This is a genomic window from Lactococcus petauri (assembly GCF_023499275.1).
Classification (GTDB): domain Bacteria; phylum Bacillota; class Bacilli; order Lactobacillales; family Streptococcaceae; genus Lactococcus; species Lactococcus petauri.
On record NZ_CP094882.1, the window covers coordinates 549,002 to 563,223 of the forward strand.

General features: G+C 38.5%; 15 protein-coding genes and 1 riboswitch. Of the genes, 11 read left to right on the plus strand and 4 right to left on the minus strand.

The genetic code is table 11. The features are described from left to right. Positions 1–212: 212 nt before the first annotated feature. Positions 213–1,079, plus strand: coding sequence for an acetyl-CoA carboxylase, carboxyltransferase subunit beta (gene accD, locus lgb_RS02680; RefSeq protein WP_019293788.1), 867 nt, complete (start codon positions 213–215; stop codon positions 1,077–1,079). Further along, positions 1,072–1,827 carry an acetyl-CoA carboxylase carboxyl transferase subunit alpha gene (gene accA / locus lgb_RS02685; RefSeq protein ID WP_019293787.1) on the plus strand — a complete coding sequence of 252 codons (756 nt, stop codon included), beginning with the start codon at positions 1,072–1,074 and terminating at the stop codon, positions 1,825–1,827. The genes accD and accA overlap by 8 nt, the downstream gene beginning before the upstream one ends. Before the next feature lie 62 nt (positions 1,828–1,889). On the opposite strand, the gene lgb_RS02690 is transcribed toward accA, so the two are convergent. Next, entirely contained in the window at positions 1,890–2,132 is a 243-nt protein-coding gene (locus tag lgb_RS02690) for a GlsB/YeaQ/YmgE family stress response membrane protein (RefSeq protein WP_017368954.1), read from the minus strand. Positions 2,133–2,275: 143 nt separating this feature from the next. Between lgb_RS02690 and lgb_RS02695 the strand changes: the two genes are divergently transcribed. After that, positions 2,276–2,626 (plus strand): arsenate reductase family protein, encoded by a 351-nt coding sequence (locus lgb_RS02695; RefSeq protein WP_019293786.1) that lies wholly within the window; start codon positions 2,276–2,278, stop codon positions 2,624–2,626. Between the two features lie 30 nt (positions 2,627–2,656). Here the strand turns inward: lgb_RS02695 and lgb_RS02700 are convergent, their stop codons facing one another. After that, entirely contained in the window at positions 2,657–3,517 is an 861-nt protein-coding gene (locus tag lgb_RS02700) for an exodeoxyribonuclease III (protein WP_019293785.1), read from the minus strand. Between the two features lie 229 nt (positions 3,518–3,746). On the opposite strand from lgb_RS02700, the gene metG reads away from it, so the two are divergent. Next, positions 3,747–5,735 (plus strand): methionine--tRNA ligase, encoded by a 1,989-nt coding sequence (gene metG, locus lgb_RS02705; RefSeq protein ID WP_019293784.1) that lies wholly within the window; start codon positions 3,747–3,749, stop codon positions 5,733–5,735. 32 nt (positions 5,736–5,767) lie between these two features. On the opposite strand, the gene lgb_RS02710 is transcribed toward metG, so the two are convergent. Beyond that, a complete protein-coding gene (locus lgb_RS02710) occupies positions 5,768–6,613 on the minus strand; it encodes an SDR family NAD(P)-dependent oxidoreductase (RefSeq protein WP_019293783.1) in 846 nt (281 codons plus the stop codon). A 142-nt stretch (positions 6,614–6,755) separates the two neighbouring features. Between lgb_RS02710 and lgb_RS02715 the strand changes: the two genes are divergently transcribed. From lgb_RS02715 to lgb_RS02725, 3 genes are all read left to right on the plus strand, one after another. Continuing rightward, positions 6,756–6,995, plus strand: coding sequence for a DUF2829 domain-containing protein (locus lgb_RS02715; protein WP_004258747.1), 240 nt, complete (start codon positions 6,756–6,758; stop codon positions 6,993–6,995). After that, complete coding sequence (locus tag lgb_RS02720; protein WP_019293782.1) at positions 6,988–7,707, plus strand: 3-oxoacyl-ACP reductase; 720 nt, start codon at positions 6,988–6,990, stop codon at positions 7,705–7,707. The genes lgb_RS02715 and lgb_RS02720 overlap by 8 nt, the downstream gene beginning before the upstream one ends. Before the next feature lie 63 nt (positions 7,708–7,770). Then, a riboswitch (PreQ1 riboswitch) is annotated at positions 7,771–7,874 on the plus strand. After that, complete coding sequence (locus tag lgb_RS02725) at positions 7,873–8,382, plus strand: QueT transporter family protein (protein WP_019293781.1); 510 nt, start codon at positions 7,873–7,875, stop codon at positions 8,380–8,382. It overlaps the preceding riboswitch by 2 nt. Positions 8,383–8,436: 54 nt before the next feature. Here the strand turns inward: lgb_RS02725 and lgb_RS02730 are convergent, their stop codons facing one another. Continuing rightward, the gene (locus lgb_RS02730) at positions 8,437–9,222 is read right to left on the minus strand and encodes a Cof-type HAD-IIB family hydrolase (RefSeq protein ID WP_019293780.1); all 786 of its coding nucleotides are present in this window, start codon (positions 9,220–9,222) and stop codon (positions 8,437–8,439) included. A 151-nt stretch (positions 9,223–9,373) separates the two neighbouring features. Here lgb_RS02730 and lgb_RS02735 point away from each other — a divergent pair, with 151 nt between their 5' ends. The 4 genes from lgb_RS02735 (at position 9,374) to holA (ending at position 14,189) form a co-directional block, all read left to right on the plus strand. Continuing rightward, positions 9,374–10,156: an ankyrin repeat domain-containing protein gene (locus lgb_RS02735; protein WP_019293779.1), complete on the plus strand. Its 783-nt coding sequence runs from the start codon at positions 9,374–9,376 to the stop codon at positions 10,154–10,156. A 118-nt stretch (positions 10,157–10,274) separates the two neighbouring features. Then, positions 10,275–10,700 carry a universal stress protein gene (locus lgb_RS02740; RefSeq protein ID WP_019293778.1) on the plus strand — a complete coding sequence of 142 codons (426 nt, stop codon included), beginning with the start codon at positions 10,275–10,277 and terminating at the stop codon, positions 10,698–10,700. Positions 10,701–10,827: 127 nt separating this feature from the next. Then, the gene (locus tag lgb_RS02745; RefSeq protein ID WP_019293777.1) at positions 10,828–13,191 is read left to right on the plus strand and encodes a DNA translocase FtsK; all 2,364 of its coding nucleotides are present in this window, start codon (positions 10,828–10,830) and stop codon (positions 13,189–13,191) included. Beyond that, complete coding sequence (gene holA / locus lgb_RS02750) at positions 13,188–14,189, plus strand: DNA polymerase III subunit delta (protein ID WP_019293776.1); 1,002 nt, start codon at positions 13,188–13,190, stop codon at positions 14,187–14,189. Before lgb_RS02745 ends, holA begins: the two co-directional genes overlap by 4 nt. Positions 14,190–14,222 lie beyond the last annotated feature (33 nt).

Sequence of the window (14,222 nt, forward strand, 5' to 3'; positions counted from 1 at the left end):
AGTTATGACGAAGTTTCGGCGAAATAAATATGTGTGTGTTCTTATATAATTCCGCCATTTTTGGACACTTATCTAGTTCTTGACGAATTTAATTTTTGCGTGTATAATTATATAATTAGACAATTAAAATAAAAAGAACGTAAGCAGATAAAAATCTGCTTAAAGACGTTCGTTATCAAGATGTAAAAATTTTTGATACAAAGGAGAAATAATTGGCTCTCTTTCAAAAGAAAAAATATATTAAAATTAACCCTAATCGTTCAACTGTTCAGGGAGAAATGACGAAGCCTGAAGTGCCTGACGAGCTTTTTGCTAAATGCCCGGCCTGCAAACACAGTATTTACAGCCAAGACCTTGGTGCAAGTAAAATCTGTCCACATTGTAGCTATAACTTCAGAATTACTGCGCCAGAACGTTTGAAGCTTTTAGTTGATTCAGACTCATTTACAGAAATGTTCACTGGAATTGAAAGCAAAAATCCGTTAAACTTTCCGAACTATGCTGAAAAGCTTACGGCGACAAAGGAGAAGACCGGACTGGATGAAGCTGTAATGACTGGTACAGCTATGATTAAAGGCCAGAAAGTGGCTTTAGCAATCATGGATTCAACTTTTATTATGGCTTCTATGGGGACTGTTGTCGGTGAAAAAATCACACGACTTTTTGAAATGGCAACTGCTGAAAAACTTCCAGTGGTTATTTTTACGGCTTCTGGTGGTGCACGGATGCAAGAAGGAATTATGTCTTTGATGCAGATGGCGAAAATCTCAGCAGCTGTCAAGAAACATTCTAATGCAGGTTTGCTCTACATTACAGTGTTAACTGATCCGACAACAGGCGGGGTAACAGCTTCTTTTGCCATGCTTGGCGATATTATCTTGGCTGAGCCACAATCTTTGGTTGGTTTTGCGGGACGTCGTGTGATTGAACAGACAGTGCGTCAAACGCTACCTGATGACTTCCAAAAAGCAGAATTTCTGTTGAAACATGGCTTTGTCGATGCGATTGTTAAACGTCAAGAAATGCGTGAGAAATTAGCCTTACTCTTGAAATTTCACGGAGGTGTAAAAAATGTCTGATATAGCAGAAATTATTAACAAAGCACGTGCTAACGATCGCGTTTCAGTACGGGAAATTATTTCAGAAATTTTTACGGACTTTTTTGAACTTCATGGCGATCGTCAGTTTACAGATGACGAAGCCATTGTTGGAGGGATTGCAACTTTTCAAGACAGAGCTGTCACCGTCATTGGTATTCAAAAAGGAAAAAATCTCGAAGAAAATTTAGCAACAAATTTTGGTCAACCTAGTCCTAATGGTTATCGAAAAGCCTTGCGATTAATGAAGCAAGCAGAGAAGTTTAAGCGTCCAATCATTACTTTTGTCAACACTGCCGGGGCTTATCCAGGGATTGAAGCAGAAGAACGTGGGCAGGGTGAAGCGATTGCGCGCAACCTTTTTGAGATGTCTGATTTGAAAGTCCCTGTTTTAACTTTTATCACTGGTGAGGGTGGTTCTGGTGGAGCCTTAGCTTTAGCAGTCGCAAACAAGGTTTATATGTTGGAAAATGCCATGTATTCGGTTCTTTCTCCAGAAGGTTTTGCAACAATCTTGTGGAAAGATGGCTCACGTCGTGATGAAGCAGCCGATTTGATGAAAATAAAAGCTGAAGATCAGCTTGAAATGGGGATCGTTGAGGGTGTTGTTCAAGAAGAAAACCTTATGGAAAACTTGAAAACGATTATTGAAAAAGATCTCAACAGCTTGGTACAACTTTCAGAAGAAGAACTTCAAGAAAGCCGCTACCAACGTTTTAGAAAATATTAATTTTATACAAGCAAGAGATAATTGCTTGTTTTTTTGTAAAAAAAAAACGCTCTATGAACGTTTTAATTATCCTTTTTACCGAATAAAGCGGAAGCTACAAGTACGACAATAATTGCACCAACGATTGAAGGGATGAGTGACATTCCAGCCAATTGTGGTCCCCAGTTTCCTAAAAGCTTTTGTCCAACAAATGAGCCTAAAAGACCCGCCACAATATTTGCAATACAGCCCATACTTGAGCCTTTTGATGTGATTGCTCCAGCAGCCATACCAATGAGAGCACCAACTATAAGTGACCAAATCATAAAATAATCTCCTTAATTTATATTCTTATCTTATTTTAACATAATCTTTATTTTCTTTAAAATTGCATCCCCCTGTAAAAGTAATAAAAACGAGCAGCTTTGCCCTAGTTTTTGTTAAAATAGAGAACAAGGGAGGATGACAAATGTACGACTTTTATGAATATCCTAAATGTTCAACTTGCCGTAAGGCAAAGGCGACTTTGGATAATCTAGATATTGATTATAATGCTATCGATATTAAGCTAACCCCACCAACAGCTGAGCAATTTGAAAAATGGTTTGCAGAGGTTCCTGTTAAAAAGTTTTTCAACACCAGTGGCTTGGTTTATCGTGAGATGGGCTTAAAAGACAAGTTAGCAGACTTGAGCGAGCACGAAGCAGCGAAACTCTTAGCTTCCAATGGGATGTTGGTTAAGCGCCCACTGATTGTTAAAGATGATAAAATTATTTTGATAGGTTTTAAAGAAGAAGCGTATCAAGAGCTTGCACAATAAGAAAGAAAAGCACGACAAAAGTCGTGCTTTTTAGATATTGATTTCTAAAACGATGGGAACATGATCTTGACGAGCACCTGAATCTAGGGGTTCTGCGCGTGTAATCTGCTCGGCAATGCGGTCAGAAACCAGCCAATAATCGATTCTCCAGCCAGAATTATTGATTTTAGCTGTACGAGAGCGTTGAGCAAACCATGTGTAGATACTACGTTCTGGCGCATAGTAACTTTCTACATTGCCATGAATTTTACGGAAGCTGTCTGTAAATCCAGCAGCTAATAAAAGTCCAAACTTTTCACGTTCTTGATCAGTAAATCCGGCAGAATTACGGTTTCCTTTAGGATTGGCAAGGTCGATTTCTGTGTAAGCAGCATTAAAATCACCACATGCTAAGACAGGTTTTTGGAGGTCAAGCATTTGTAAGTAGGCGCGATATTGATCATCCCATTGTCCACGTAAGTCCAAACGGTTAAGACCATCACCCGCATTTGGTGTGTAAACTGTTGTGATGAAAAACTCGGGGAATTCTAAGGTGATGATACGACCTTCGCTATCCATGGGCTCTGGCGCTCCAATCTCAGGCATGGTGATGATTGGTTCAGGCAAACTTTTCTTATAAAGAAACATCGTTCCCGAGTAACCTTTACGTGCAGGTGGTGTACTGATACGGTGAACAATTTCATATTCTGGGAAATGGCTGGCTAAAACATCAAATACTTTGTTTGTTTTTTTGAGGTCACCATTGAGCTTTGTTTCTTGAATAGCGATAACATCGGCTTCAGATGTGGCAAGTTGGTCAACCACAGCCATTGATAGAGCTGCACGATCACTCGTACCGGTCAATGCTGCGTTTAACGAATCAATATTCCATGAGATAAATTTGTAAGTCATAATAAAATCCTTTTGTCTTTATTAGGTTAATTATAACATACCTTATCGGTTGGCAAATAACACGGGAAACTGAGAGTAAATTTATTTTAGCGAAAAATCAGTAAAACTTATTTAGAATAAGATTTACTTGAAAAGGATATGCTATAATAGAAACAAGGCTTTTTTCAATCTACAATTGGAAAAATACTAATCAAGTGGCTTTCATTAGGGCACGAATTAGGAGAAAAAAATGACTGAAAACAAAAACTTTTATATCACAACGCCGATTTATTATCCCTCAGGGAAATTACATCTCGGTTCAAGCTACACAACGATTGCTTGTGATGTTCTCGCACGTTACAAACGTTTGATGGGCTTTGATACGTTTTATTTAACAGGCCTTGATGAACACGGCATGAAAATTCAACGTAAGGCTGAAGAGTTGGGAATGACACCTAAAGAATATTTGGACCCAATGGCGGAAGATGTTAAAGAACTGTGGAAAATGCTGGATATTTCTTATGACAAATTTATCCGTACTACAGATAAATATCATGAAGAAGCCGTTCAAAAGGCATTTGAACAACTTCTAGCACAAGACGATATCTACTTGGATAAATATGCGGGTTGGTATTCTGTTTCTGATGAAGAGTTCTTTACGGAGACACAGTTGGAAGAAGTTTACCATGATGCAGATGGTAAAGTCATTGGTGGTAAAGCACCATCAGGGCACGAAGTAGAATGGGTCGAAGAAGAGTCATATTTCTTCCGTATGAGCAAGTATGCGGACTGGCTCTTAAGTTATTATGAATCACATCCAGATTTTATCCAACCTGAGATTCGCAAAAATGAGATGATCAACAATTTCATTAAACCGGGCTTGGAAGACTTGGCTGTGAGTCGTACGACCTTCACTTGGGGGATTCCTGTAAAATCCAATCCGAAACACGTGGTTTATGTTTGGCTTGATGCCTTGCTTAACTATGTAACTGCTTTAGGTTATGGTTCAGATGATACCAGCAAACTGGATAAATTCTGGCCCGGTGTGAATATGGTCGGAAAAGAAATCGTACGTTTCCACACTATTTACTGGCCAATCATGCTTCATGCTTTAGGTATGCAACCACCAAAACAAGTCTTTGGTCATGGATGGTTGGTGATGAAAGACGGTAAAATGTCAAAATCTAAAGGAAATGTCGTTTATCCTGATATGTTGGTGAATCGCTATGGTTTAGACCCAGTGCGTTATTATCTCATGCGCGCATTACCTTTTGGTTCTGATGGTGTCTTTTCACCAGAAGACTTTATTGACCGTATCAACTATGATTTGGCAAATGATCTTGGAAACTTACTCAATCGTACAGTTGCTATGGTCAACAAATATAATGGTGGTGTTTTGGTTAAGAATGACGCAACAACAGAATTTGATGCTGCCTTGGAAACAGTCCTTGCTGAAACTTTGGAAAAATTCCACACAGCTATGGATAAGTTTGAATTCAATGTTGCTTTAAATGAAGTTTGGGTTCTTATCTCACGTACAAACAAATATATCGATGAAACAGCGCCTTGGGTCCTTGCGAAATCTGAAGATGACAAAGATAAACTTAACAATGTGCTTTATCATTTAGCAGAAAATCTTCGTATTGTTGCGGCACTCTTGCAACCTTTCATGCGTGCAACAAGCAAGAAGATTTTTGGTCAATTAGGTTTAACTGAAGAAGAGTTCTCTTTAGAAGATTTAGCTTTTGGTTACGAATTTACGCATAAAGTTGTAGAAAAAGGTGAACCTGTCTTCCCTCGTTTGGATAAGGAAGAAGAAGTAGAATACATCAAGTTACAAATGGCTGGTGGAAAACTTCCTGAAAAAGAATGGGTGCCAGAGGATGTTAAACTCAATCTTACTTTACCAGAAATTAAGTTTGATGATTTTGAAAAGATTGAGTTGAAAGTCGCTGAAGTTCTGGAAGTCAGCCGTGTTGAAGGTTCAGATCGTTTGCTTCGCTTTAAGTTAGATGCAGGTGATGAAGAACCACGTCAAATCTTGTCAGGAATTGCCGAATTTTATCCTAACGAACAAGACTTTGTCGGTAAAAAATTACAAATCGTGGCGAACTTAAAACCACGTAAAATGATGAAGAAATATGTCAGTCAAGGGATGATTCTCTCTGCTGAATTTGATGGTAAGTTGCGTGTGCTTGAAGCACCTGCTGACGTACCTGCCGGATCATTAATCGGGTAATAAAAATAGAGAGCAAGAAGTGCTCTCTATTTTTATTTTTTACGCTTACCCATTTGTTTCAATCCGAGATTAAAAAATTTAATATAAAGTTTAGGATGTGCACGCGCTGTATGTACCATCATACGGTCCAAAAAGGAGTTGTAATAACGAGCTTGAGCTTTCTTATCTGTTGCTGCTTTATAAAAAACTTGTGCCAAATCCGCAGAAGTCGCTGAACTCCCAAAGTTACCACTAAGTGCTGCGCGTACAGTTTGAACTAAAGGCTGGTAAGGGCTATCTGGATGAAGATTTTTTTCGGCATTTTCCATAGCGATGGTACTCCAGTTGGAAGCAGTACCGCCTGGTTGTACAACGATTGATCGAATGCCAAAAGCTTTAACTTCCGTATCAAGAACATCAGACCATTGTTGCATTGCAGCTTTTGTCGCATGATAAAAAGCACCTAGCGGCATGTAGACATCACCACCGATACTTGAAATGTTAACGATTCGTCCAAAGTGTTGTTGACGCATGATGGGAAGGACCAGTTGTGTCAATTCTACAGCTCCAAAGAAATTTGTCTCAAATTGTTTGCGAACATTTTCCATGGGAATTTCTTCAGCGGGACCATACTCACCGTAGCCGGCATTATTGATTAACACATCAATTCGTCCTGCATGATTAATGATATGTTGGATAAAGTTTTGGTTACTTTTGCTGTCTGTAACATCAAGTTTTAGTGGGATAATTCCCTCAGCAGTGGGGATTTTTTCAACACGACGTGCGCCAGCATAAACCTGCCAACCGCGTTGAGCAAAAGTTTTGGCAGCTTCATAACCCATGCCGTTTGATGCACCGGTGATGATAACAATTTTTTGATTATTTTCTGTATTTTTCATAGCTTCATTCTAGTTGAAGCAAATCATCTTGTCAAGCTGAAACAAAAAATGACAAAATAAAGCACAAAATGTTAAAATTAAAACACTAATTAAAACACTACTAATATAAGAAGAGTGATGCAGTTTCAGAAAGGAATTAAAGATGACATTTGAAGAAATTCTTCCAGAACTTAAAGCTGGGAAAAAAATAGTACGCACAGGCTGGGGAGGCGCAGAAAACTATGTTGCCTTATATGACAGTATTACACTTGATAATGGTGAAAAACTGCAAGTTACACCTTACTTTCTGATTAATGTCACAGGAGAAGGTGAAGGTTTTAGCATGTGGGCGCCTACACCTTGTGACGTATTGGCGACAGACTGGATTTTAGTGAATGACTAATCAAAAATTTAAAGGGAAAAAGGTTCTAGTAACAGGAGCAGCCAGCGGAATTGGTCAAGCCCAAGCGCAGGCTTTTATACAAGCAGGTGCAGAAGTTATTGGCGTGGACTTACAAGAATTCACTGCAGATTTTAGGACTATCGTCTGTGATGTTTCCTCTCCTGAAAAGGTAGCACAATTAGCCGCACAGGTAGGTGAAATTGATATCTTGCTCAATACAGCAGGTCAGCTCGATGACTATCGGACGATGGAAGATACGGACTTTTCACTTTGGAAAAAAATCCTAGCAACTAATCTTGACAGTATGTTTCTCGTGACCTCTGCCTTTTTGCCTCAAATGAAAAAGCAAAAGTCTGGTGTAATCATCAATATGGCTTCAGTTGCTGGTCTAGTTGCCGGTGGTGGAGGTATTGCCTATACTGCAAGTAAGCATGCTATTGTTGGTTTTACAAAGCAACTTGCCTTAGATGAAGCGCAGCATGGTATCCAAGTTGCCGGTATTGCTCCTGGCGCCATCGATACACCGATGAACGCTAAGGACTTTACTGAAAACAATGGAGAAATGGCAAAATGGGTAGCAAAAGAAACTCCTGCAAAACGCTGGGCAAAACCTCAAGAAGTTGCAGATTTGACCCTATTTCTAGCCAGTCCAGAAAGTTCCTATTTGACGGGGGCAGTGGTTCCTATCGATGGCGGCTGGACAATCAAATAAAAACTCAGTCTTTAAGGCTGAGCTTTTTTATACCTCAGAGAAGTCTTTTCATTTTTCAAGAAAATTGATATAATATAAAAGTTGCAAATTATCAGCAATCCTCAGGACTTTTAACCTTTGCCTGAGCATATTATAGGCGGTATTCAGCCGCTAAAGGAGAAAAAATTGAAAAAATCTACTGTTTACGACATGGTGACGATTGCCATTGTTGCTGCTCTTTACGTTGTCCTTACGATGACACCACCACTCAATGCTATTTCTTATGGTCCTATGCAATTTAGGATTTCAGAAATGCTCAACTTTACAGCTTTCTTTAATAAAAAATATATTATTGCTGTGACTATTGGATGTATGATTTCAAATTTCCTCAGCTTTACTTGGGTTGATGTTATCGTGGGTGGTCTGTCAACGCTTATCTTCTTGACTTTAGGAGTGCTACTTTTTGAACGTTATATGAAACAGTACTTTTTCAATGGTCAGCTCAATAAAGCCTTTTTCTACTTTGCAATATTTTTCTCAATCAGTATGGTAACTATCGCTTTGGAAATGCATTTTCTTTTCGGAATGCCTTTCTTCTGGACCTGGTTTACATTAGCTGTGGGTGAATTTGCAAGTTTGCTTATTGGTGCAATTATTATGGATAAACTGGGCAAGCGGATTGATTTGACCAGATAAAATAAGAGAATAAAAAAAGCAGTGTGTCTAGAGGACGCTCTGCTTTTTGGGTGTCTAAATAAAGTTCCAATGTTTAAAGGCATTCACAATACCTTTTTCTGTATTTTTACTGCTTATAAAATCAGCGATTTCTTTGAGTTCAGGTACCGCGTTACCCATAGCTGTACCATGGTCTGCAGCAGCTAAAAGATGGAGATCATTTCGTCCATCACCGAAAGCATAGGTTTCCCCCTTAAAGTTGAGGACGTCCTTCACATGTGTAATCCCAGTACCTTTATTGGTCGAGATGTTTGTAATATCGATAGAAGTAGGAGCATTCATAAAGAAATTAAGTTCGGGCATCTGTGCTTTGTAATAATCCACTTGTGACAGTTTATCAGTCAATAACAAGAGCATATTGACTTCTTCTGATTTGTAACCTTCGGGGTCAATCTCGGGAAGTGGCATATGTGTATAAGCATAAGCTTGACGGACAAAATCCGTATGACGATCTACCCAATAGCCCTCTTTACCATAAAAGGCAAGTGCTTCGTCTTGCTCGATAGCTAACGTGTGTAATTTTTCGATGTTTTCAATTGAAATAGGATCTTTATATATCGTTTGGCCATCTAAAACGATATATTGTCCATTCATAGCAACAGCACCGGTGATGCCAGTGGCTGCCATAATATTGTCAAGCTCAAAATGTCCACGTCCTGTGGCAATAAAGGGAAGGACACCATTACGGCGAATTTCGTGAATAGCATCGATGACATCAGGGTCTAGCTGACTCTGTCCGTTAAGTAAAGTTCCGTCAAGGTCAAAAAAGGCTAAAGCCTTGTAAGCGTTTATATTTTCCATAAGTTCATTGTATCACAATAGTTTATTTTATGGTTAATAATCTTCTTTTAGTATTATCTATCCTGGATTATTTCAAAACCACTCTAAAAGTTATAAGTCAGAATTTTTTAAATAATATACGATAAATGTTAAGATGAACTTATAGCATAGAATGAAACGAAAGGATGTGGTTGCTTTGAGGAAATATCTGATTCTCTCTGGACTAGCCTTTGTTCTTTTAGTAGGTTGTTCCAAACAAGATAATCAAAGTTCTCATGAAGGCGAAGCTAAACAAAGCACTACGATTTCGACTTCACAAAAGGCAGCATCCACCAACGAAAAGGCAACTTCGAAAAAAGAGGAGGTCAAATCGATGAAAGTTTTAGAGGCTGTAACAGAAAAGAAGAGCTTATCTGAAATTGAAAAAAGTATCAAAGCTAATCAGTCAGATATTAATGAGAGAAATGCACAAGGAGAATCACCTTTACTTATCGCGACTCATGAAAATAATGTTGCCCTAGCTCAGCTATTGATAGATAATGGGGCAGATGTTAATTTACAAGATCACATTCAAGACTCGCCTTACCTTTACGCAGCGGCTCAAGGTAAAACCGAAATCCTGCGATATATTTTGCAACACAGTAAACCTAACCAAAAAGTCTATAACCGCTTTGGAGGAAATGCTTTGATTCCAGCAGCTGAAAAAGGACATTTAGAAAATGTAAAAATGTTACTGGAAGACGGTCAAGTGGATATTGATCATCAAAATAATTATGGATATACAGCATTGATTGAAGCAGTGGCATTGAGAGATGGTTCAGCACACTATCAAGAAATCGTGAAGACCCTCTTGCAATATAAAGCAAACACTGAATTACGTGACAACAATAATTTAACAGCCTTAGATTATGCCAAACAGCTCGGATATTCAGGTATGATTAATTTATTAAGTTAAATAACATGGATATAAACCAGTTCAATGAGAAAAAAGTGATAAAAAACAAAAATTTTAAACTTTTTATTGGACTTTGATATGAAAATATCTTATAATAAAGAAAAAGGAGGCGTTTACAATGAGAGAAAATTACAAAAATATTTTAGTCGCAGTAGATGGATCTGATCAAGCAAATCAAGCTATCCAAGAAGCTATTGAGATTTCTAAAAGAAACCAAGCATCTTTATTTGTAGTACATGCTAAAGATGTTGCGCAACTTTATGGCACAGCTTACATCATGCCAGCTGTTTTGGAAGAAGCGGAAAAACAATCAACAGAAATTCTTGATGAAGCAGGAAAACTTATTGGTGACAAAGTTGAGTACAAAGCTTTTCAAGTAAGTGGTTCTCCTAAAAAAGAAATCGTTGATTTTGCTGAGGAAAATGATATTGACTTGATTGTTATGGGTTCAACAGGTAAAGGTGCTATTGACCGTGTACTTGTGGGATCAACTGCAAGTTATGTTGTTAACCATGCACCATGTAATGTTATGGTTGTAAAATAATGAAGCAAGATAAAAGTCGAAAGCACAAGCTTTCGGCTTTTTAATGTCTTAAAAGCCAGTATTGAAAGATAAGCCTGTAAAATGTTACAATAAAGAGTAATATTAAGTTTTAGAACAGAGAAATAACATGCCCGCAAAAAGAACAACAAAAAGTAAATCAAAACCAAAAGCGAAGCGTTCAACAGCAAAGAAACCATCGACTAAAAAGTCAAATACTAAATTTTGGACGGCTAATAAAAAAATGGCGGCTTTTTTTGGGAGCTTTATTATCATTTTATTTGCTTTAGCACGTTTGGGCTTATTTGGTGTCTTTTTATATAATGTCACCCGACTGGCTGTAGGATCATTAGCAATCACTTTCTTATTAATCGTTTTATTCGTCATGTTTATGACGGTTTTCAAAAAGGATTTCTTTCGTGAAAACAAACGCTTTTTACCAGGGTTAGCTCTCTTTTTCTTTGGACTTCTTCTTGTTTTTCATGCGAGATATGATGTCCTGTCTCCCAATAAAAATGCTTTAGTTTTAGCAATGTCTGATCTGAAAAAAGGACAGGTGACGCATTTTCTTGGCGGTGGTTTTTTAGGAGACTTGTTTTTTGGTCCAGCTAAAGCCCTTTTTTCCGTAATAGGTGTTTATATTATTGTGGGAATTCTGTGGCTTGTCGCATTGTATCTTATGGCACCCGCTTTGATTGCACGGCTACGTATTTTTCTTAAAAGAAATATAAGCGAAACACGTACGCGTATGGCAGATCGTGCTGAAGCAAAACGTGCAGCAGCACTCTTAGAAGAAAAAGCCAAAGCTCAAGAAGAAGCTGAAAGAAACTTACGGGCGATGGAAGCAGAAGAACTTCCTCTCCCAAGCGAGCCCATGTTTGAAGAAAATACAACTTCCGACTTTTCCGAAATTCCTATAGCTATTCCTGATACGCCAGTATCACCTACAAAAGAAATGGGGGCTATACAACCGCAAGAGGAAGTAGAGGATGACCAAGAGCCAATCAGTTTTGAACGTTCTGTTGACAACGAGTTTTATCAACTTCCGACAATTGATTTATTGGAAGAAATTCCAACAAAAAATCAAGCGGGAGAACGAGAAAATGTCCGCAAAAATATTCAAATCTTAGAGCGAACATTAGAATCCTTCAAGATTTCGGCATCAGTTGAATCTGCTGTTGTAGGCCCATCCGTCACCAAGTACGAAATTAAATTAGCTACCGGGGTGAAAGTTTCGCGTGTTGTCAACTTATCAGATGATCTAGCTTTAGCTCTGGCAGCAAAGGATGTACGGATTGAGGCACCAATACCTGGGAAATCCCTTATCGGTATCGAAATTCCTAACAGTGAAGTTGCAACCGTTGGTTTCCGAGAACTTTGGGAAAATGCTCAACCCAAAACGAACAGTTTGCTTGAGTTGCCTTTAGGAAAAGCTTTAGACGGTACGATTCGCACCTTTGATATGACACGTATGCCTCACTTACTTGTAGCAGGTTCTACAGGTTCAGGTAAGTCGGTTGCTGTGAACGGTATTATCACGTCTATCCTGATGAAAGCCTTGCCTAGTGAGGTTAAATTCTTGATGGTCGATCCTAAAATGGTTGAACTTTCTGTTTATAACGATATTCCTCATCTTCTTATTCCTGTGGTAACGAACCCTCGTAAAGCATCACGTGCCTTACAAAAGGTGGTAGATGAAATGGAAAACCGCTATGAACTCTTTAGTCAAGCAGGGGTACGTAATATTGCAGGTTATAATGAAAAAATAGAAAAATACAATGCACAGTCGAATGAAAAATATCAAACCTTACCATTAATCGTCGTTATTGTCGATGAGCTCTCTGACTTGATGATGGTAGCTAGTAAGGAAGTTGAAGACGCGATTATCCGTCTTGGACAAAAAGCGCGTGCAGCTGGTATCCATATGATTTTAGCAACGCAACGTCCATCCGTTGATGTCATCTCTGGCTTGATTAAGGCAAATGTTCCTTCACGTGTCGCTTTTGCTGTATCCAGCGGGACGGATTCTCGCACAATCATTGATACAAATGGTGCAGAGAAACTTTTAGGACGGGGGGATATGCTTTTTAAACCCATTGATGAAAATCATCCTGTACGTTTACAAGGCGCCTTCTTATCAGATTATGATGTTGAGTCAGTCGTGAACTTTATTAAAAATCAATCCCAAGCTGACTATGATGAAAGCTTTGATCCTGGTGAAGCTGAAGAAGACAGCAGCCGTGGCACAGCAGCACCATCAAATTCAGCTGATCCCTTGTTTGAAGAAGCGCGCAATATGGTTATTTCTGCTCAAAAAGCCTCGACGGCCCAGTTGCAACGTGCGCTTAAAGTCGGTTTCAACCGCGCTTCCGATCTGATGAATGAACTGGAGGCAGCAGGTATTGTCGGCCCAGCCAAAGGTACAACACCACGAAAAGTTCTCGTTACAAAAGATGGAGAGTTTTTAGAAGGACAGGAGTTTGACGAAGCATGAGCGCTTTTGAAGAATTAGAAAAAATAAAAAAAGCAGGTCTGCCTCAAATATTGGTACTTTACGGAGAGGAAGAAGATCTTGTTCAAGAACTAAAAAGTCGGCTTTTAGAGTATGTCCATTTTGACAGTACGGACTTAGGGCAAGCATATTTTGACCTGAATAATGCCAATGCAAATCTTGCCTTAGAAGAGCTAGAGAGTTTGCCTTTCTTTGTTGAGCAAAAGCTGGTTATTTTAGAAAATCTCACAAATCTTACAACAGTAAAAAAAGCGGTTTTTGATGAAAAACAGACAGTGCGTTTTGAAAATTTTTTGAATGATCCAGTCGAAACTACACAGCTGATTCTTATTTTACATGGTAAGTTAGACAGTCGACTGAAACTCACGAAAAAACTAAAGACGCAGGCCACTCTGCTCGAAGCACAAGAACTAAAACCTCAAGAGTTAAGTCGAGTTTTTGCAGAAACAGGCCTTTCTGCAAATATTCTCCAAAGGATATTTGAAAAATCAAATTTTTCTTTTCCAGTAATCAAACAAAACATCTCCTTGTTAAAAACATATGTGGGAGAACGAACAATTACTCTGGCGGATGTCGAAAAAGTTGTTCCTAAATCTCTCCAAGATAATATTTTTTTGTTGACCGACTTGATTTTGAAGGGTGATGTGAATCAAGCACGTGATTTAGTTCATGATTTGACTTTGCAAGGTGAGGAGTTAATCAAAATATTGGTTATTTTGACAAATTCCTTCCGGCTTTATTATCAGGTAAAACTGATGCAAAATAAAGGTTGGAATGAACAGAAACAAACTTCTTATCTTAAAATTCACCCCTATCGTGTCAAGTTAGCAAACCAGCAAGTACGTAATATGCAGGAAAACTTTCTGGCACAAGCTACATTGTCCCTCATTGAACTTGATTATAAAATAAAAAGCTCAGGAGTAGATGCAAATTATTTGTTTGATTTAGCCTTGATTAAGTTAGCTTTGAAAGACTTATAACAAGCCATTTATCCGGATATTTGCCAGTGGATA